Source organism: Oscillospiraceae bacterium MB08-C2-2 (assembly GCA_035621215.1).
GTDB lineage: Bacteria > Bacillota > Clostridia > Oscillospirales > Ruminococcaceae > WRAV01.
This window is the reverse complement of record CP141729.1, coordinates 1,263,622-1,283,497: the sequence shown is the minus strand read 5'-3', so window position 1 is coordinate 1,283,497 and position 19,876 is coordinate 1,263,622. Positions and strand designations below refer to the sequence as shown.

20 protein-coding genes are annotated in these 19,876 nt (G+C 44.6%); 14 read left to right on the top strand and 6 right to left on the bottom strand.

Annotated elements, in window-relative coordinates:
- Positions 1 to 5: 5 nt before the first annotated feature.
- Genes pfkB through U6B65_05725 form a run of 3 tightly spaced genes read left to right on the top strand, consistent with a single transcriptional unit; the run spans position 6 to position 2,420 of the window.
- A complete protein-coding gene (gene pfkB / locus U6B65_05735; GenBank protein ID WRS28630.1) occupies positions 6 to 941 on the top strand; it encodes a 1-phosphofructokinase in 936 nt (311 codons plus the stop codon).
- A gap of 18 nt (positions 942 to 959) precedes the next feature.
- A complete protein-coding gene (locus U6B65_05730) occupies positions 960 to 1,973 on the top strand; it encodes an aldo/keto reductase (protein WRS28629.1) in 1,014 nt (337 codons plus the stop codon).
- Between the two features lie 15 nt (positions 1,974 to 1,988).
- Positions 1,989 to 2,420: an RbsD/FucU domain-containing protein gene (locus U6B65_05725; protein ID WRS28628.1), complete on the top strand. Its 432-nt coding sequence runs from the start codon at positions 1,989 to 1,991 to the stop codon at positions 2,418 to 2,420.
- A gap of 714 nt (positions 2,421 to 3,134) precedes the next feature.
- Here U6B65_05725 and istB read toward each other — a convergent pair.
- Complete coding sequence (gene istB / locus U6B65_05720; protein ID WRS28627.1) at positions 3,135 to 3,932, bottom strand: IS21-like element helper ATPase IstB; 798 nt, start codon at positions 3,930 to 3,932, stop codon at positions 3,135 to 3,137.
- Complete coding sequence (gene istA, locus U6B65_05715; GenBank protein WRS28626.1) at positions 3,925 to 5,142, bottom strand: IS21 family transposase; 1,218 nt, start codon at positions 5,140 to 5,142, stop codon at positions 3,925 to 3,927. The genes istB and istA overlap by 8 nt, the downstream gene beginning before the upstream one ends.
- 311 nt (positions 5,143 to 5,453) lie before the next feature.
- Between istA and U6B65_05710 the strand changes: the two genes are divergently transcribed.
- On the top strand, positions 5,454 to 5,933 hold the full coding sequence (locus U6B65_05710) for a hypothetical protein (protein ID WRS28625.1): 480 nt from the start codon (positions 5,454 to 5,456) through the stop codon (positions 5,931 to 5,933).
- 109 nt (positions 5,934 to 6,042) lie between these two features.
- Here the strand turns inward: U6B65_05710 and U6B65_05705 are convergent, their stop codons facing one another.
- Genes U6B65_05705 through U6B65_05695 form a run of 3 tightly spaced genes read right to left on the bottom strand, consistent with a single transcriptional unit; the run spans position 6,043 to position 8,139 of the window.
- Positions 6,043 to 6,774 carry an ABC transporter permease gene (locus U6B65_05705; protein ID WRS28624.1) on the bottom strand — a complete coding sequence of 244 codons (732 nt, stop codon included), beginning with the start codon at positions 6,772 to 6,774 and terminating at the stop codon, positions 6,043 to 6,045.
- The gene (locus U6B65_05700) at positions 6,771 to 7,742 is read right to left on the bottom strand and encodes an ABC transporter ATP-binding protein (GenBank protein WRS28623.1); all 972 of its coding nucleotides are present in this window, start codon (positions 7,740 to 7,742) and stop codon (positions 6,771 to 6,773) included. The genes U6B65_05705 and U6B65_05700 overlap by 4 nt, the downstream gene beginning before the upstream one ends.
- Positions 7,714 to 8,139 carry a metalloregulator ArsR/SmtB family transcription factor gene (locus U6B65_05695; protein WRS28622.1) on the bottom strand — a complete coding sequence of 142 codons (426 nt, stop codon included), beginning with the start codon at positions 8,137 to 8,139 and terminating at the stop codon, positions 7,714 to 7,716. The genes U6B65_05700 and U6B65_05695 overlap by 29 nt, the downstream gene beginning before the upstream one ends.
- A 178-nt stretch (positions 8,140 to 8,317) precedes the next feature.
- On the opposite strand from U6B65_05695, the gene U6B65_05690 reads away from it, so the two are divergent.
- From U6B65_05690 to U6B65_05655, 8 genes are all read left to right on the top strand, one after another.
- Entirely contained in the window at positions 8,318 to 8,656 is a 339-nt protein-coding gene (locus U6B65_05690; protein ID WRS28621.1) for a transposase, read from the top strand.
- The gene (locus tag U6B65_05685; protein WRS28620.1) at positions 8,653 to 9,462 is read left to right on the top strand and encodes an IS3 family transposase; all 810 of its coding nucleotides are present in this window, start codon (positions 8,653 to 8,655) and stop codon (positions 9,460 to 9,462) included. The genes U6B65_05690 and U6B65_05685 overlap by 4 nt, the downstream gene beginning before the upstream one ends.
- A gap of 136 nt (positions 9,463 to 9,598) precedes the next feature.
- Complete coding sequence (locus U6B65_05680) at positions 9,599 to 10,555, top strand: hypothetical protein (GenBank protein ID WRS28619.1); 957 nt, start codon at positions 9,599 to 9,601, stop codon at positions 10,553 to 10,555.
- Positions 10,556 to 10,682: 127 nt separating this feature from the next.
- Positions 10,683 to 11,372, top strand: coding sequence for a hypothetical protein (locus U6B65_05675; protein WRS28618.1), 690 nt, complete (start codon positions 10,683 to 10,685; stop codon positions 11,370 to 11,372).
- Positions 11,373 to 11,446: 74 nt separating this feature from the next.
- Positions 11,447 to 13,264 (top strand): type IV secretory system conjugative DNA transfer family protein, encoded by a 1,818-nt coding sequence (locus tag U6B65_05670; protein WRS28617.1) that lies wholly within the window; start codon positions 11,447 to 11,449, stop codon positions 13,262 to 13,264.
- Positions 13,265 to 13,286: 22 nt separating this feature from the next.
- Positions 13,287 to 14,012: a helix-turn-helix domain-containing protein gene (locus tag U6B65_05665; protein WRS28616.1), complete on the top strand. Its 726-nt coding sequence runs from the start codon at positions 13,287 to 13,289 to the stop codon at positions 14,010 to 14,012.
- 366 nt (positions 14,013 to 14,378) lie between these two features.
- Positions 14,379 to 15,620 (top strand): DNA polymerase IV, encoded by a 1,242-nt coding sequence (dinB, locus tag U6B65_05660; GenBank protein WRS28615.1) that lies wholly within the window; start codon positions 14,379 to 14,381, stop codon positions 15,618 to 15,620.
- An 83-nt stretch (positions 15,621 to 15,703) separates the two neighbouring features.
- On the top strand, positions 15,704 to 16,021 hold the full coding sequence (locus U6B65_05655) for a hypothetical protein (GenBank protein WRS28614.1): 318 nt from the start codon (positions 15,704 to 15,706) through the stop codon (positions 16,019 to 16,021).
- A gap of 50 nt (positions 16,022 to 16,071) precedes the next feature.
- On the opposite strand, the gene U6B65_05650 is transcribed toward U6B65_05655, so the two are convergent.
- Positions 16,072 to 18,054, bottom strand: a complete 1,983-nt coding sequence (locus tag U6B65_05650; protein WRS28613.1) for a hypothetical protein — start codon at positions 18,052 to 18,054, stop codon at positions 16,072 to 16,074.
- A gap of 220 nt (positions 18,055 to 18,274) precedes the next feature.
- On the opposite strand from U6B65_05650, the gene U6B65_05645 reads away from it, so the two are divergent.
- Positions 18,275 to 18,892 carry an SOS response-associated peptidase gene (locus U6B65_05645; GenBank protein ID WRS28612.1) on the top strand — a complete coding sequence of 206 codons (618 nt, stop codon included), beginning with the start codon at positions 18,275 to 18,277 and terminating at the stop codon, positions 18,890 to 18,892.
- A gap of 237 nt (positions 18,893 to 19,129) precedes the next feature.
- The gene (locus U6B65_05640; protein WRS28611.1) at positions 19,130 to 19,870 is read left to right on the top strand and encodes a pyocin knob domain-containing protein; all 741 of its coding nucleotides are present in this window, start codon (positions 19,130 to 19,132) and stop codon (positions 19,868 to 19,870) included.
- Positions 19,871 to 19,876: the final 6 nt, after the last annotated feature.

Here is a 19,876-nt window from a genome sequence, read left to right as displayed (position 1 = left end):
AGCAGGTGATTACCACAGTGACTCTCAATGCTTCTTTGGATAAGCTTTATCTGGTGGAAAGCATGAATCCCCAATCGGTGATGCGTGTCAGGCAGGTGGTGGATACCGCCGGGGGAAAGGGACTGAATGTCTCTAAAGCCATTGCCCTTCTGGGTGAAATGGTGGAGGCCACAGGCTTTCTGGGTGGGCACAACGGCCGCTATATCCGGCAGCTGCTGGGGCAGACGGGCATTCGTGACAGCTTCACTGCTGCTGCGGGCAATACCCGTATCTGTATCAATGTACGGGATATGCGCACCCAAAAACACACGGAATTTTTAGAGCCAGGGCAGGATATCTCCCCTCGAGAGCTGGAAGCCTTTCTCACCCAATACCAAGCAGCCCTTGCAGCCAGCTGTGTGACGGTTATTTCGGGTAGCGTGCCGGGCAATCTGCCCGCCGATATTTACGCCACGCTGGTGCGAATGGCAAGGCAGGCCGGAGTTGCGGTGATACTGGACACCAGCGGCCAGCCCCTGAAGCAGGCAGTGGCAGAAAGGCCAACCCTAATCAAGCCTAATACCGACGAGATTGCACAGATCATGGGGGCTGCCCCCGCCAACCGGCAAGAGTTGATTGAGTCAGCCCAGAGCTTGCATGCAGGGGGCATTGAATATGTGGTCATCTCTTTAGGCAAAGAAGGGTGTATCCTCGTCTGCAAAGAGGGTGTGTTCCAAAGCAATGCTCTTGATGCCCTTGAGGTGGTTAATACCGTCGGCTGTGGTGACTGCATGGTGGCGGGCTTTGCAGTGGGCTTGCTGCATGGATATGATGCCCCCACACTGCTGGGCTTTGCCTCTGCTGTAGCCAATGCCAACGCCATGACCCTGGAAACCGGCAGCTTTGACCCCACCGTGGTGCCACAGCTGCAAAAAGAGATAGAAGTGAAACAACTTCATTAATAGAAAGAAGGATGCATTATGTCCAATACCATTCATCCCGATCTGGTACCCAAGCATACCCTGCGAACCGGCCAGCAGATTCCCGCTATCGGCATGGGTACTTTTGGCTCTGACCGTTTCAGCCCCGACCAGGTTTCAAAAGCTGTTAAGGGTGCCATCCAATTTGGTTATCGCCTCTTTGACTGTGCTGCTGTTTACGGCAACGAGCACCTGATTGGCGAAGTATTTCACCAGGCCATACAGGACGGCACCGTGCAGAGAGATGAGCTCTTCATCACATCCAAGGTCTGGAACGATATGCATGGTCAGGGGGATGTGCTGCTTTCCCTTGCCAAAACTCTCAAGGATCTAAAGCTTGAATACGTAGACGCCTTTTTCGTGCATTGGCCTTTCCCCAACTATCATGCCCCCGGCTGTGATGCCGATGCCCGCAATCCCGACTCTAAGCCCTTTTCGGTAGAGCGTTTTATGAACACATGGCGGCAAATGGAGCGTCTGGTGGATATGGGCCTGGTCAAGAGCATCGGCATGTCCAGCATGACCATCCCCAAGCTAGAAGCCGTGCTGCCCCTCTGCCGCATTCAGCCCGCCCTTATCGAAATGGAGCTGCACCCCAGCTTCCAGCAGCCGGAGCTTTTCCAGTACTGTGTTGAAAGAGGGATACAGCCCATCGGCTTTTGCCCCATCGGCTCACCCCTGCGGCCTGACCGGGATAAAACCGATGAAGATGTGGTGGATATCGAAATTCCCGAGCTGGTGGAAATCGCCAAAGCACACAAGGTTCACCCTGCCATTATCTGCCTGAAATGGGCGGTTGAGCGTGGGCAGATTCCCATTCCCTTTGCAGTAGAGCCTGCATACTATGAAAGCAACCTGCGCTGCGCACTGGAAGACCCCCTCACTCCCGAGGAGATGAAGGTACTGGCAGCGGTGGATAAAAACTGCCGCCTCATAAAAGGGCAGGTGTTTTTGTGGGACAAAGCCAAGGGCTGGGAAGATCTGTGGGATCTGAACGGCACCATTACAAAGTAAGGAGGATACCAGGTTATGCTAAAAGGGATACCCAGCATTCTCACCCCCGAACTGCTCAAGGTGCTGATGGAAATGGGGCACGGCGACGAGCTACTGATAGCAGACGGCAACTATCCCCGCTTTGGACATCCCCAGCGGGTGGTGCGCTGTGACGGACACGATATCCCAGAGATTTTGGATGCTATTCTGCGCTTTCTCCCCCTAGACAGCTATGTGGAGAATCCTGTCATCTACATGGCGGTGCTACCCAATGACCCCTATGTTCCAGAGATTTGGGAGCAGTATCGGGAAATTATCGGCAATCATGAACCCGGCGGCAACAGAGAAGTGGCTATACATAAAACCGAGTTTTATGAGCGGGCATCCAAAGCCTATGCGGTGGTGACTACCGGTGAAACCGCATTGTATGCCAATGTCATTCTGAAAAAGGGCGTCGTAATGGGGTGATCGCTGAACTTTGTGCTGAGAGGTTGTGCTCCGGCATTCGAGAGGTCAGCGGCTCGATCCCGCTTGTCTTTGCCAAAGCGGCAGCCATAGCATTCGTTTTCCATGACTTTTCTTTTACCTAGAGTTCGCGGCCCTTGAATAACGAGGGACATTTAGACGTGTGTATTTTGACAGAGAATGCACACGTCTTTTTTGTTTAGCCCAATTTAAAAAATCATTGACATTTATATTTATAGAAACTCAAAGTATAAACACATGCCCCTTAACCTTTTCCCAGATTCGTAGCGCACTGTATGGGGCTTCCTCCAGCCAGATCATGATCTGTTCCTTATACGGGTCCAACTTCGACGGCTTTGAATCTGTCAGGCTGTACACCGGCTTTGTATCGCTTTGTGCATACTTCTTTGCCGTCTACGGGTCGATGTGGTACTTCCGGGCAATTTCAAGGTATTGCGCTTGGAAAGCGTTTCTGCTGCATTAGGCGGCAAGAACACTATTTTGACAAAAAAATAAGACCTCACAGTCTGGCCGCTGTTAGCGTAGCAACCAGACTTGCGCCTTAGAGATGTAATGGCATCTGCTAAGACTTTGTGAGAGCCTTCTTGTCGTGATTTTATATAGATTGTAAGTGTCAACGGCGGTTTAAATTTGCAATAAAACGCCGAATAAATTTTGTAGGTTTTCGGCGGGAGGAATGTCGGGTATAAAGTTAGATTACTGAGCGTTCTGCTCAAACAAGGTATTGACGATTTGCTGCTTTTGCTTCATGTACTCTTTGCGCTCTTTCAGGCGATAACTTTCGCCCTTGATGTTGATGACGGTACAGTGGTGAAGCACTCTGTCGAGGATAGCGGAAGCAATGGTAACATCGGCAAAAACTTCATTCCACTGGGAAAAAGTCTTGTTTGAGGTAAAGATGGTAGAGGCTTTCTCGTATCTTTTGGCAATGAGTTGAAAGAACAAGTTAGCGCCTTGAATATCCATGGGCAAATACCCAATTTCGTCGATGATGAGCACCTTGTAACGGATGAGGGTGCGGAGTTTGTCTGGTAGCCGATTCTCGTAGTGGCTTTTCTTCAGCTGCTCAATGAGGGTATGGCAGTTGATGTAGTAGGTGGAGTAGCGGTTTTTGGCGGCAACCATACCCAGCGCATTGGCCAGATGGGTTTTGCCAACGCCAGGTGGCCCCAAAAACACTACATTCTCAGCATTCTCCACGAACCGCATGGTAGAAAGCTCGTCGATCTGGCGCTTGTCGATGGAGGGTTGAAAAGAGAAATCAAAGTCCTCCAAGGTCTTCTTGATGGGGAAGCCGGACATCTGAATCTGCTTCTCGTAAGCTCTCTGACGCTTGCTCCTAGCCTCTTCGGTGAAGATATGATCGAGGACATCCACAATGTTGAGTTCATCCTTGATAGCTCGTTCCAGGTAGTTGTCGATGATCTCCAGGGTATTGCGCATTTTGAGGGATTCCAGGTTTTCTTTGAGTCGCTCGTACAAAACTTCACTCATACTGCGCCACCTCCGCTACTTCATCGTATGCGGACAGACTTGGCGGCCGGATAGGAAAATCAATGACATTGTCGCCGTCCAGCAAGGTGTTTTCGATGTCAAATGATTGCTTAAGGGTTAATCTTCGGTAATGTTGGGCATTGACTACCATATCTTTTTTCTGGTACGATATGCGGTGCAGGGCGATTTGCTTTCCTTCGTAGTAGGCGGCAAGCATGTTGTCCAGGGCTACGACTGCCACATCTCTGCCGACGTATTCTGCTGGTACAGAATACTGATTGCCGGCATACGAGATGAGGCAGTCTTTTTGTACCCGGCGCAGGTTGATTTTGTCGATGATATATTCTCTGGAAAGGGGGCTGAGGCCCTCTTTTTTTAGCCTCTCAAATGGAATCTCATTTGTGGTGGCGTGCACTTTCCCATTGACCTTGTTGCACCATGCCACGGCCTGTCCGTTTAGGTCGTCAAGCGAATTGTACCGGATTCCCACCATGAAATTATCCCGAACAAACGCCACTGTCCGCTCCACCTTGCCCTTTGTCTGGCCCCGGTAGGGTCGGCACAATACCGGCTTGAACCCGTAGAATCCAGCAAAATCCTCAAATTGTCGGTTGAGCGTGCTGTCCTCCTGCCGGAGCAGACGCTTGACGACCACCTGCTTCATGTTGTCGTACAGTATCTCCTCCGGGTAGCCGTGAAAGTACCGAAATGCGTTCTGGTGGCAGCGGATCAGCGTGTTGGTGCTCATGTCCGTCACAAATTCTATGTACCGCATCCGGGAGTATCCCAGCACCATCAGGAAGCAGTACAGCTTCTTCTGTTTCCCATCTTCCAGCACAACATGATCTTCAAAGAATGCCCAGTCCACCTGGCCTTGTAGCCCCGGCATCGTCTCAAACCGCACCGTTGCTTTCTCATCCAACTGTCCTTTTTTCCCTCGCACGTAGTGCTTCACGATGGAGTATTCTCCCGGAAATCCCATTTCCTTGATCTTCTCCAGTATCCGCAGCGCCGAATACGGCGCTTCTTCCAGCCACACGTCAATCTGTTCTTTGTATGGATCCAGTTTTGATGGCTTGGGATCTGTCAGGCTGTACACCGGTTTTGTGTCGGCCTGGGCATATCGTTTTGCTGTGCGTGGGTCTATGTTGTACTTGCGGGCGATCTCTGTGTAGCTCATTCCTTTTTGGCGGTCGCTTCGGATGTCCATCCAGTTGTCTCCTTCCATTTTGCCACCCTTTCTATCTGCTTTTTACAGACAGAAAAAAGTGTATCATATGTCATCCCTATCCGCCAGAAAACTGCATTTTTTAATTGGCACTTTCCTTCATTTTATCATCGGCGCTGACAGCTTGCAACAGCCTGATTTATGGCCTTGGCGCATTGCTGGCCACGCAGGCCAACACGGCCCGGAGTGATACCCCAGAGCAGAAACGTAAGCGGAAGCACCCATTCACCCACCAGCAGCGAAAGAGAAAAAATATATCCACACAATATGAATATTAAAAAGAGAGGAAATGAATGATGAACACACAAAACGAATTAACTATGCAGTTCTCCGACTTTGAAAAGCGCTGCCTTGAGCAGCCGGAAACCTACAGCTGCTTTTATTTGCCCGGCAAGATCATCTGCTACACCAGCCTAGGGTATCATTACTACGAAATACAGGAAGGTGAGCAGGATCTCTTTGAGTACGGACTTTTTGAGGAATTTGAATACCTAAAAGAATGTCATGGCCTTCCGGAGCTTGTACAAATTAAGCAGCTTGATGCCTTGTCCAAACAGCTGCTGCCCTTTGGTATCGCTCCCGTGTCGGTGGATGTGGAGAAGGACATATATACCATCTACGTCAAGGAACAGGATGCCTATGCTATCGTTGAAGGCCAGCAGCTTGCGTATATCAATGAGAACACAGTCCCATCACTGACACATGTCAGCGCCAACACCTTTTCCCATGCTCCATATATCCAACTGGCCGAAGATGGCCATATCATCATCTAATCCCATTATAGATGAGCGGATGGAACAAACCTATCCAAGCAATTTTAACATTGTTTCTTAAAACCTGACTATGATTAATCACAATATCACTCGTAACTCCAAAGCTAATTTACACAATCCACTTGTGGTTAATGTTGTAACGGCTAATCATGAACAGTGCCACCGAAAAAGCCAGTAATATTCCAAAACACAATATGGGGTTGAGAATATTGGAACCAGTAATCACACTGTTCAGAATGTCGGTTCCATAGGTAAGTGGTAAACAATATGACACCGGCCGCAAAAACATTGGTAAACTGGATAGAGGAACAAACAACCCACACAGAAACAGCATTGGAAACCTAAAGAAGTTTGAGTAGGTCTGTGCTTCAAAAACTTGTTTAGCTGATACAGCGATCAATAGACCCATTAGCGTGGATGTCATGGCAATCATCACTATTGCTGGCAAAGCAATCCCCCAATGAATGATGCTTAGGTTCACAAAGAAAGAGGCGAAAATAACCGGAACAAAAGCGTTGAAGATACCAAACAGTATAGCACCCATAATTTTTGCTAGAACCATCACATTCAGACTAATTGGTGCAAGCAGCAGACGATCAAAAGACCTGCCGGTGCGTTCAAAGGTGATTGTAACGGCGAGCATTGAAGTCGTTCCAAAGAGAATGCTCATGGAAATCAGGCCGGGCAACAGCTCCAGCATACTACCGTCTGGTGAACGAATAAACTGCATCATTGTCCACGATAAAGGGAAAATTATACCCCAACTGATATTGGGTGGTTTCAGGTAGTAGTTTTTGATGTCTTTTTTGAGAATGTTCCAAAATGCAATCCAAGTTTTCATTGTACACCACCCCGTTTTTCCTTTTCTTTTTTCAGCATGGAAGATTTTATACCTGTTATCTTTACAAACACATCTTCCAGAGAGGGGCAACGCTCTTTTGCTTCGTATACAGCAATACCTTTACCGTCAAAGTATTCCATAACTGGCAGCAATGGAATGCGTTGCTCCGATACCATAATCAGAGAATGATCTGCACTGATTTCAACCTTACTTCCTTTAAAACGATTTTGTAAATCAACAGCAAGATAGCCTACATCTTCGTCAGTTGCAAGCTGAATAGCGTGGCCATGAGACACCCTTTCCATCAGTTCTTTGACAGTACCGATAGTTGCGATTTTTCCATTCACAATAAAAGCGATTCGGTCGCAAATACGCTCAGCATCTTCAATGTAGTGGGTAGTGATAAACACGGTTGTGCCCTGCTTTTTAAGTTCAAGAATCATTTCACGAATTTGCCTTGCGCTTTCTACGTCAATACCTGTTGTCGGTTCATCTAAAAACAGAATCCGTGGGCAATGAATGATAGCCGCAGCTATGGTGAGTTTACGGCGCATTCCTTTGGAGTATGCTCTGAATGGTCGATTTCCGGCTTCGTTTAATCGAAATTGTTCTAATAGCTGCCTTGCTTTTGATTCTCGTTCATCCTTACCCATCCCATACAGGGCAGCGCAAAAGCAGAGATTGTCAAAGCCATCCATCTCACCGTAAAGGTTGCTGTCATCAGGCACAATACCCATAATGGCTTGCGCTTTTTTTGTATGCTTCCTTGCATCAATACCGTCGATAGTAATGCTGCCAGCGGTGGGGTGGGAAAGGCCTATTATCATATTAATGGTAGATGTTTTACCTGCTCCGTTCGGCCCTAAAAAGCCAAATATCTCCCCTTGCTGAATATCAAATGAGATATCATTTACCGCTACAAAATCACCATATGTCTTTTTAAGATTTGTGACATTGACAATCCCCATGATGTTTCTCTCCCTCACTGTTTTTTATACCATGACAAAATTCTTTGGTGTCATCGCCACACTCACTTTTAACATGACACCTTGCATTTTCAGAGGGATTACATCCGCCCTTTTGTGGGGTACAAGATTCACGTTCAACGGCTGCCAATGCTTCGATCTCGCTGGCTAGCTCATGTAAAACAGAGCGTTCAACATCGTAGTGCATAAAGTAACCACGCTTTTCTCCCACAAGCAATCCCGCTTCTCTCAGGACTTTCAGGTGCTGGGATATGGTTGCTTCTGTCAGTTCCAGCTTATTAGCCAAGGCGCGGACACAATAATTATGCTGTAAAAGCAACGTTAAGATTTTCATTCGGGTTTCATCGGCAATTGACTTTAATACTATTGTTCTATTCACTTGCAACCTCTCCTGCCATTTGATTAGGTGATGATCTAATCAAATTGTATCAGAGGATTTTAATTAGGTCAATACTTAATTAAAAAAGCCAATGCATTTGAACAGAACCCCGAAAAATGGACATTGAGTAAAAGAGCCTCCTATCGTAGAATAGAATCTACGATAGGAGGCAAATTTTATGGCAGGGAAAAAGGGAATGAAACATTACAGCCCCAAAATCAAAGAGGAGATACTAAATAAGATTGATGCAGGTGAAATCAGCTTAAGAGGATTTTGCCGAGAAAGTGGAATAAGCCGATACGCAGTTCAGAGCTGGAGACGGGAACAAAGCGATAAAACTTTGAAGATACCACACAAGCGAGGACGGCCAAGAACCAGGCCATTAACAACCCTTGATGAATTAAGAGCAGAAAACAAGCAATTAAAGATGGAAAATGAGCTAATGCGTTCTTTTCTGCAAGCCGCTGGGAGAAAGTCAAGGCCGCAGTCAAATATGCGGTCATTGAAAAACACATGAATCAATATTCGATCAAATCAATGTGTCAGTTTTTCGATGTATCTCGCAGCGGCTATTACAAATGGAGTCATCTCCCAGATTTGGATAAAGATGAAACGGTTGGTAAGCTGATTAAAGAATGTCAAGAAAAAAGCAAATATACTTATGGGTATCGTCGGGTGAAAATCTGGTTGCTCAGGGAAATGGGGCTGGTAATTAACCATAAAACCGTTTTGAGGTTGATGAACAAATACAATCTTCTGGCTCAGATTCGTCGGCCAAGGCCGTATTATCATCGACATCGACAACTAGAACCTTACGAAAACAAATTGAACAGAGATTTTGTTGCTAATAAGCCAAACCAGAAATGGGTAACGGACATTTCTTACATATTCACAAAACAGGGTATCTTGTATCTGTCTATGATCAAAGACCTTTATGACAATTACATTGTTGCTTTTGATATGGCTACCAGTCAAGATATGCAGCTTGTTTTTCGTACCATCAGGCAGGCAAAAAGAGAGGTCGCTGACGGACTGATTCTCCACAGCGACCAAGGGTTTCAATACACTTCTCTCGGGTATCTTAACCTGGCTAAAGAATATTCGATTCTGCCGTCTATGTCAAGAGCAGGAACCCCGCTTGATAATGCCCCAGCTGAAAATTTCTTTGGAATTTTGAAATCAGAATGTATTTACAGAGAAAGACCACAAACGATTGAGCAAGCAAAGAATCTGATTACCGATTATATTTCTTTTTATAATTATGAGCGCATTCAAACAAAATCAAAGCTGACACCATACGAAAAACGATGTCAGCTTGCATAATTTAATGATATTCTACGATATGGCTCGTTATTTTGTGTCTACCGCTTTGGGGGCAGTTCAATTATGCAATGGCTTTTTTAAAACTCTAAAGAGGCTGCCTTTTGGCGGCTTCTTTTCTTTTTCGGAGGAAAGAAAAATGAAATTTGAAGATTTAAGAAATGTGGTTGAAGATACTATTGAAGCTTATCAAAGAGATCCAGAAATCATTCCAGAACTGATATGGTACCAAGCTAACTTTAATCGGTACACCTTTAAAAATACAATGTCCATTCATGTTCAAAATCGCTATGCCACCCACGTGGCCAGCCAGCAGGAATGGCGCAAACAGGGGTATTCAGTTAAGAGAAGCGAAAAGGGACTTTACATATGGGCACCCGTTATTTCCAAGAGCTTTGTACGGCCAGACGGCGACCGTGTAGGCATTAGCAATGCAACCGATCAGGAAAAACGAGATATCGCTATCGGGAATATTCTAACTAAGGATACGATCACCTATCGACTGGGTCGTGTCTTTGACATCTCCCAGACTACCTGCCCCCCTGATGATTACCCCCGATTTTACAGCAGAGGGTACCAAAATTTTGATCATCGGCAGCTTTTTGACAGCCTGCGAATATTTGCAGAAAAGTCCCAGTTTAGGGTTGGCTTTGCCGATGCTCATTCCGTTGGCCTTGGAGGATATTATAACCCCGGCACCAATGAGATTACGCTGTCCAATCAGCTAAAGGACATCCGCAAGCTATCGGCACTATGTCACGAGCTGTCCCTTGGCCTGATGAACAAGACCAGCACCCAACCCACAACAGTAAAAGAGTTTGAAGCTGAGGGCCTTTCTGTCATGCTTCTGCATCAATTGGGCCTCCCTGCCGGGGAAGAACATCAACAAACCATAACCCAGTGTTACCAACGGATCGATCAAACAAACTACAGCTTGGAGGGTAGCTTCAATAGGATACAAAAAGCCTTTCATTTTACTGTGAGGGGTCTGCAAACAGAGATTGCCCGCATACCAACAGAGGAAACAGTCCCTTTCCGGCAGCAGCAGGAGGCCCAGCGGAATATAAATGCAAATTTTATGCTGGATATGGATTAGGAGGGATGTCAACAGCCAAGAGACAGGAGCCGGAGCCAACTTTTAAGAACCGAAAGAATAAAGCTAACAGAAAATAGCAGTAAAGATTGACCTGCCCTTCAAATTTAGATAGAATGGAGTGAGTATTATGCTGAATTTTCTGTATTCAGAGGTGTGGTGGATGGAAACGATTGTTGCAGCGGTTATCACTGGCGTAGTCGCCTTAGTTGGCTCCTATTTTGCATACTTTGGTAAAACCAAAACTATTCTGGAAAAGATAGAGAATCTTAAATCAAACCTTTCTTCTTCGGGTGATTCTCTTTGCAAAGATCATGATCGCCTTTCCAGAGAACATGGGGGACTGGGCGATAAGCTTGATGTTTTGCAGGTCAAGCAGGATCAGTCGATTCGCACCTTTGACCGAATAGTAGCGGTAACACAGGAAGCAAAAAACACTGCTCAGAAAGTGTATGATTATACGCTTGAAGAAAAAGCAAAACAGCAAATGCGGTATGAGGCTCTATCCGAAAAGCAAAAGAGTCTGGATGCGTTGGTTACCAATAGCGTGGATTCTATCAAAGGCTTGCACGAGGAGTTTTTGCGTGTCAATCAGGAAAATCAAAGTAAAGCCGAAGAAATTGATAGACTCAAGCAGCAAAATGAACAATTGACTGAAAAGCTGAATGATTCAAGGAATCAGAACCAAACACTTAACAGGGAGAATCAAAGTCTCCTTGAGACAAATCAGCGCTTAGGGGATCGGATAGAACAGATGCTCCATCCAGCGCCGAAACCAAAGCCCCGGAGATCTGGCCCTACTATGGAATTCGACAGATAAAAAACAGATCAAATTTTTAAGCGTCAACTGTGAAAGCAGCTGACGCTTTTATCTTTTTAGCAGGAGGATTAATTATGAAGTCCATTAATCGCTTCAAAACCATCGTATTTATTTTCTGTTTTATAGGAGTGTATTTCCTTTTCACCATCATATTCTCTCTTTCGGAGATCCTTCGGAAGTTCAGCCTTGTCACGGTTGTGCAGTGTCTGCCTTTTTTATGGTATGCCAAGTGCATTGTGGCGGCAGGGATCGCCTTTCTGGCCATCAATATCCGCACACTCAACATCGCCTCCACCACGGTGGGAGACGGCCAGCATGGCAATGCCCGGTGGGCTACCTCCGCCGAAAAGAAAAAAGCCTATTTAAGTGTACCCATGGGCCGTGAGACAGTACCGGGTCTGGTGGTGGGGATTGAGAACGGCCACTGGATTATCGATCCCAGCGACAGCACCGCTTTAATGGTGGCTCCGCCCGGAGCGGGTAAGACCAAGAACGTATATATTCCCACGGTGGAGTATAACGCCCGGGTGTTGGCCAATACAAAAGGTTTGGGTGCCAGCCTGATTCTGACGGACAGCAAGGGAGAGCTGCTGCGGAGCTGTGGCCAGAATTTGACCAAGGCTGGTTACCGGGTATTGTACTTGGATTTCCGCAATCCGCTTTACAGTTACCGCAACAACTTGATCCACAACGTTAATGCAGCCATTGATAAATACAAGGCTGCGGATAATAAACAGGATAAGGTATTGTATTATGCAGAGGCAGAGCGCCATGCCAAAATTGTGGCCAGCTCCATCGTGGACAACGTGGAAACCCATAGCCAAAATGAAACTTCACAGTATTTTACCGAAACCTCCAAGGGGCTGATTACCGGCCTGATTCTTTTGGTGTCGGAATACGGGGCAGAAAATGAGAGGCACATCATATCGGTATTTAAGCTCATTATTGAGTTGAATGGTTTGGATGATGGCAGTACACAGGATTTGCAGAAAAACAAGCTGGATGAACTTCTGGAAAACGTGGACAACGACCGAATCATTAATTTTGTGGGAGCCTCCATGAAGGCTGATGTGCGAACCAGCATGAATATTTTTTCTTCGGCGCTTGGTAAGCTGGTATCCTTCATTGATGCGGAGCTGGAGCAGCTGGTGTGTGGCCACTCCCCGGAGCTGGATGCCAAAAGCTTTATTGAGCAGCCTACAGCTATTTTTTTGATCTGCCCGGATGAAAACACCACACGCCATTTTTTTGCCAGTTTGTTTATCCGCAATTTGATTAATGAATTGATCGGCTATGCGGAGGAGAGAGGCGGCCAGCTCCCACGATCTGTGTTAAACCTCTGGGATGAGTGGGGAAACATGCCGCCCATTAAGGATATTGATATTCTGTTTACCGCCGCCCGTAGCCGGGGTATCCGCTCTCTGGTGGCTCTGCAAAGCCTCAGTCAGATGGAGCAGCGCTACAGCAAGACTAAGGCACAGATTATCAAGGATAGCTGCCAAGTGGTGATGTTTACCTTTGTAGCCCCAATGGCCCGGTCAACATCAGAGGAATTTAGCAAGGCTCTTGATGATCGGACAGTGCAGAGCGGCAGTATCAGCAAAAGCGATAGAGGAGGTAGCTCCATTACTCTATCCATGGTAAAAAAGCCCTTGCTTGCTCCCGGAGAAATAATTCATCTTTCTCGGGGAGAGTGGGTGATTAACAAGGCGGGTCATTGGCCGATCCGTTCCCATCTCCCCATTTATCTGGAGTATCTGCCCGAATTTGTTCCCTACAATTCGGGGCGTGGCCGTAACGAAATTATGGAGATACAATATCTGACTGGCGATAAGATCCGTAACCAAGTACATGGCTCTGAGTATGAGCTGGAGGTGGGTATGTTCGACTAAAAAAATGAAAGGGTGAGCAGCTATGCAAAAAGGCTTTGTAAAGATCAGTAATAGTATCTTTGAATACGGCTTGACCAGCTCCGAGCTGCTGGTGTATTGTTATCTCTCCAGCAAATGCTGGCTGCTCCCTTATGTAACCATCAAGCAAAGCACCATTGCAGCGGCTGTAGGCCTCTCTCGCAATACGATCATGGATGCGCTGTCCGGATTGAATGAAAAGGGACTGGTAACAAAGCGGCAGCGGTATTATTGTGGATACCGTGTATCCAACAGCTATTGTATTCGTCGACCATCAGGCGGCTGGTTCAAGCTCCCAAAGGCCATATTTAGCCTCCAAATTAATAAAAGTGATTTTGCCGTGTACCTGTACATACTGCGCTGTGCAAATACCAAAGGCTTAGGCTTCCCTTCCGCCAGTACCATAGCGGCAGGATGCGGTATTTCAGAGCCAAGAATCCGCATGGCCATCAAAAGCCTGTCTAGGTTATGCCTACTTCATAAAAAGCGCTATTTGAAGCTCTGTGGGGCTTTTGGATGCAACAATTTCCGTGTACTATCCTTTTGGGAGCGGCAGGCACTCTTAACCCTTTACCGCAAAAGTAAAAGACAGTCCATAGCAGAAAAGCTGTGGGCTGCCTTTTTTTCTTTTCAGCGCAGGGTGGTTGTACCGATTACAGCACCGAAAAATAGCAGCGTCGTCTGGCTCTTTTATGCAAAACCGGGCAGGGCTGTTTTTTTAAGAATTTAGGTGGGTAAATAATTGGGCATCTGTATTTATACCCACTTAGGCTACGGACAATAAAGAAAAGAAAATACTGTTATACCTGTAGGTTATATTTCTATCTCGGTGAAAACCCAAAGCTATTTTGTTTGATTTTCTCCTCAAAATGTCTCTCAGAAAAGAACAGCCCCAGCGGGTGCGGGGGTGAATGGAGGGCAACGCCCTCCAGAGGGGGACAGCCCCCCTAAACCTAATTAGGTAAATTAGCGAATATTTTGTAAAAGCTTAAAATATGCAGGGATTTCAGAGTTCCAGCAATTGCCTCTTGTTTTATTTTAGAATTTAGCTATACTAAACAGGAACAACTGTTCTTATTTTGAGAGGTGAACTGCTTTGGATCGCTCTGTTTTGCATGTGGATATGAATAATTTTTACGCATCTGTCGAATGCCTGTACCGCCCGGAGTTGCGTCATCTTCCGGTAGCTGTCGGTGGTGATCCAGAGCAGCGGCACGGCATTGTGCTGGCGAAGAACCAAATGGCAAAACGATTTGGTGTACAGACTGGTGAGGCTTTATGGCAGGCCCGGCAAAAATGTCCTAAGATCGTCTTTGTGCCTCCTAATTTTGATCGCTACTTGCGTTTTAGCCGTATGGCCAGAGATATCTATTGCCAGTATACCGATCAAATAGAGCCGTTCGGCATCGATGAGGCTTGGTTAGATGTAACCGGCAGTACCGGTCTTTACGGCAGCGGGGAAGCAATCGCTAATAAAATCCGGAATCAGATTAAAGCTGAATTAGGTGTTACGGTATCGGTGGGCGTGAGCTGGAACAAAATTTTTGCCAAGCTGGGCAGCGATATAAAAAAGCCCGATGCTGTAACAGTCATATCCAAAGAAAACTACACGCAAGTGGCTTGGAGTCTGCCTGCCTCTGATCTGCTCTATGTGGGCAGGCAGACCGGTAAAAAGCTACACCGCCATTACATTGATACCATTGGTGAGCTTGCTCAGATGGATCTGGTGTGGCTCAGGGAGCGAATGGGGAAGTGGGGAGAAATTCTTTGGACATTTGCAAATGGCTATGACATTACCCCAGTCGCAAAATGCGGTGAAGAAAGCTTTATTAAATCCATTGGGAATAGTCAAACAACTATCCGTGATCTAGAAAATGAAGAAGAGGTTAAAATGCTGGTATATGTGCTATCCGAAAGTGTAGCTGCCCGGATGCGGGAACATGGCTTTAAAGCCCGGACTGTTGCTATTAGTGTCCGCGATACTGAGCTTATAGGTTATGGCAAACAAGGGAAAACTAAGCAACCCACCTTGCTGGTAACCGACATTGCTAAAACAGCCATGGAATTATTCCGACAATTGTATCCTTGGAAACATAGCATTCGGAGCGTTGGAATTAAAGCAACTGACTTTATGCTGGATTCTGCACCAGTGCAGCTGGATATATTTGCGGATAATAAAAGGGCGGACAAAGAAGAAAAGATAGAAAGGGCGGTTGATATCCTGCGACAGCGTTTTGGGCCTTATAGCATCCAGCGAGGCGTTGTGCTACAGGATACCAAGCTCACGGGATTCGCACCCAAGACCGACCATATTATACACCCGGTCAGTTATTTTTAATAAAGGCTTTTTTATCTTATGCAAATTGGACACCTAGGATAAGGCATTAGCACATACAGTGCATTTTATTATGGAGGTGGCCAATGATGGAAGTTAAAAGGGTACGATGTAACGTCAGGGTAGTGGAACATCGAGATGAATTTGGGAATATAACCCCTCTTTATATTTATCATAAAGGAAAAAAGTACAAGGTGGATAAAGCGAGCAAACCTGAGCGGCGGGCCTCTACCAAGGCGGGCGGAATTGGCCTTTGTTACAATGTTTTTTTGTCAAATGAGGAGGAGAACATATACCGGCAAAACACAAAACTATTTCTGGAAATCGGAGCTGAGCCTGAGGTTTGGTTTGTGGAAGAGAAGCAACAACATTGCTGCGTAGACCTGCAAGGTAATACAACTTAGTGCTCATAATTTTTATATTATAGACTGTGTTTATTCATAAATATTGCTTATTAAATACCAAAAATATCTTTCCTGAGGAGTTTATAGGTATTGGTTTCTTCGGTCAGTAGGGGAGCCATTGTATCACGCAAAAAAGACACCGTATCATTTCCGCATTGTATTAACCCTAAAGCTTTCTTCGTCTCAGTAAAAAACAAACCAGCTGCGGACTTTAAATCATCTGTAGGATTACCACGAGTAATAGACTGTCTTAATGCGTCGGCTTTGATTACTTTAATTTCATCGGCTTTTTCTAGTTTATCACAAACCATACATAATTTTTCAATAATTTCATCTTCGAGCAAGTAAGACTCAAGTTCACGTAAAGATAGTACCGTTATTCCTTGCAGTTTAAGTACTTCAATTTCTTCCAAGCTTCGATCATCTCTATCTATCAGCTTAATGATTATGTGATAAGGGTTTACTTTTTTAATTGTTTCGAACAACAATTTATCGTCTGACTCTATATCTTTACATGAGCCAACTGAGCAAAATACTGAGTTTGGAAACTCTAATGAAAAAATTTTGGTATAGCACTTTTCATCAAAATTTGAATTTTTCATTGAGCCAGAATTGCCCTCACAAAAAATTATAAATTTATCGGTTTGTTTTCTAATGCTGGTGGTAAAGAGAGAGGTGTCAATTTGATAGTCTTTAACCAAATATGTTACATGTTTGCTACCTTCGGCCAGCCTTATGGCTTCAAGGCACAAAATATTAATCATTATCGCTGGAGCGCCCTGAATATACCAGCAGCCAACTTCATTTTGCTGACTTAATAGCCATTCTTTGGATCTATCAACATACCTCTGATATCCTGTGGGTTTTGTTACAGATAAGGCTGTCATTGCTAAACAAGTTGAGAAAATGCTTCCTTTATCATCGTCTGACGTCAACGGCCAAGCTCCTGATACCAATTGAGTTTGGAACAATAATAATAGTGCTTGATCCAAAACTTCTTTGTTTATATTTGTTGGGTTGATACGTTGCCAAGCGAAAGCAATTACACTAGCAGTTGGCACATAATCAACGTAAGTAGCATCTCTTTTAGCTTTGTCTGGTTCATCCCAATACTGCTTCCACGGCTTAGAGGAATCAATATTTCCCACGCATAATCCATATAATAGAGCTTCTAACCCAAACTTTGAAGCTTTACTTAACAACAAGTCTGATCTACAATAATAAAACAACGGTAACAATGAATAGCCTTGGTCAACTCCACCTTGATACAACGTTGATATTTCTTGAGCGTAGATATTAGCCCATGGTTCGTATTCATTCAGTTGAAACCATTCCATTGCTCTAAAAAAAGTTGAATATATAAAATCTTCTTCTTCATCTCGGGCACTTAGAAAACATGGGTGCATAATTGAATGTTCAAATAGATCTGCAAGCTCAACCAATGATATATCTTTTTTCTTAGCTTTCTCTATAATTTTTGCATCCTTATTATATATATACCCTCTTTCAACGTCAGAACAGATTGCTTTTCTCCATGTTTCGCTTAAATCATTTGATGAAACAAACGATTCACCCTGACTTTTAAAGTATATAAGCGCTTCAACATCAGAATCTGCTCCCGCATTTAATGCTGAGGGGTAAAGCCATGCTTCAGCTTTTTCCACACCAGATGGGACGGTCATAAAAGCTTTTCGGAATTTATTTTTGACGATAATGATTTCCGGGAAAACATCTTCTACACCTTCTAACTTAAATCCCAGAGGTGAATAATCATATGTTTGTGGCTTTATCCTGTCAGGCTTAATACCCTTTCTTTCTTCTCTATTTTTATAGGCTTTACTTTGTACTTTTGCTATGTCAATGAATTCGTTTATTTCAGGAATATAGATATCAATAGCGCGGAAGCATCCTTCAAGAGTATACATACCCCAAGTACAAACTATATTTTCAGTATTAACCCATATTTTTGATATTTGTCTGATATTTGCCGATTGAATGAAAGCCTCCATTTTTTCAACATCCAAATAGTTCATTTATACGACCTCACTATTTACCGATTATTTTCGCCTAACTTGTAGTTACCTGAACTGTGCATTACGGTACTAACATAGCATTGAACGATTTTCGTATATATGTAAACTTATTCCATTATACCCCATATCAATTCATACTAACAAGGGTAGTATTATAAAAATAACAGGGAAGAATTTAGTCATAAAGGGTACAAACGAGTCAAAATCGAGGAGAGCGAATATGTGTGGACGTTACAGTTTTACTGCGGCAGAAGCAAAAGAGATTCAACAGATTATTCAAGAGGTTAGCGATAAGCTCTATGGCCAATCAATTAAAACAGGCGAAATATACCCAACCAACATAGCACCGGTTATTGCTGCCGAAGGGGGGCAGCAGATCCCAACTATCATGCAATGGGGCTTCCCTCATTTTAAGGGTTCGGGTGTGATTATTAACGCAATGGCCGAAACAATCACCGAAAAGAAAATGTTTCGGGATAGTGTGATTGCTTGGCGCTGTGTGATTCCCTCCACTGGCTTTTATGAATGGGGAGAAGAAAATAGCCAATTAACATTATTTGAAACCCCTAAGACTAAAGGTAATAAAAATAAATACCTGTTTACTCTACAAGAGCAAAAGGCTCTGTATATGGCCGGGATTTATAAGCAGTTTAAGGGAGAAGACATTCCTCGATTTGTAATCCTCACGACAGCAGCCAATAAATCGATATCCGATATCCATGAACGTATGCCGGTAGTGCTGCGAGCTGACAAACAAAGTGAATGGCTTTCTGAAAACGCAGACTTTGATAAGATATTTGACAGGCAAAATATTCAGCTTAAACGAATACCTGCATAACAAAGCCCCGCAATGATGCGGGGCTTTTTCTAAATTTAAAGGCGCTAATATATGGGGTTATTTTTGCAAACTGTTGTTGAGCGTAAAAAATCTTATTTTTAATTAACTGTTTACATAGTAAAATTTCAATGCTATAATTTAATATAGAACATATGTTTATAAATTAAAACGGCGTGTAAATCCGAAAAGCGCATTCGGATTTATGCGCTACTTTACACTTTAGGAGGAATTTTGAATATGTCTTACTCAAAGAAAACAGCCAACTATAATCTCCCGCAATGGGAGCCGAACGACAAGCCTAGTATGAGGGATTATAATGAAGCTTTCACTGCCGTTGATTCACAATTGACAAATAAGGTAAATGTAGGATATGGGCTGGGTGAAGCCGCAAGCGATATCTCAAACCAAGACTGGTTGACTGTTATGGCCAAAAATGCAGGTGGATGGTATTGCGGATCGAATGTCACCAACGCTCCTACAGTTGTGGGCGGCGGTGTGGGTTGGTATACGTTTATTCTCAATCCCTTGACCTCGGAAAGCGACAAATATCAAACTTGCATTGCTATTAGCCTATATTATAAGCGAATATATTTCGGCACTCGCTACAACAGCACGTGGAGCGGATGGAAAGAACTCGCTACCGCCGAGCCTCTACAAGAACTTGCCATTCCTTTTGCTACCGAGTATAAAAGTGCAGGAGAATCTACATACTTTAAATCCCAAGATAAAGTTGTGTCCCTCAATATCGATTGTATGCGAAAAGATGCTGGTGATATAATATCCGGTTCTATCATTGCAACATTACCTGAAGGATACCGCCCCAGCAGAAATATTATGTGTATATGCCTTGCACGTGAATTGAGTGGGAATACCAGCAATTATGGGCATGCTTATATACGCTTAGATGGAAGTGTTGAGGTGTATTTTCCATCGACTATAAAAAGGCTATATTTTAATGCTACATTTTTGGCAAAATAGATATAT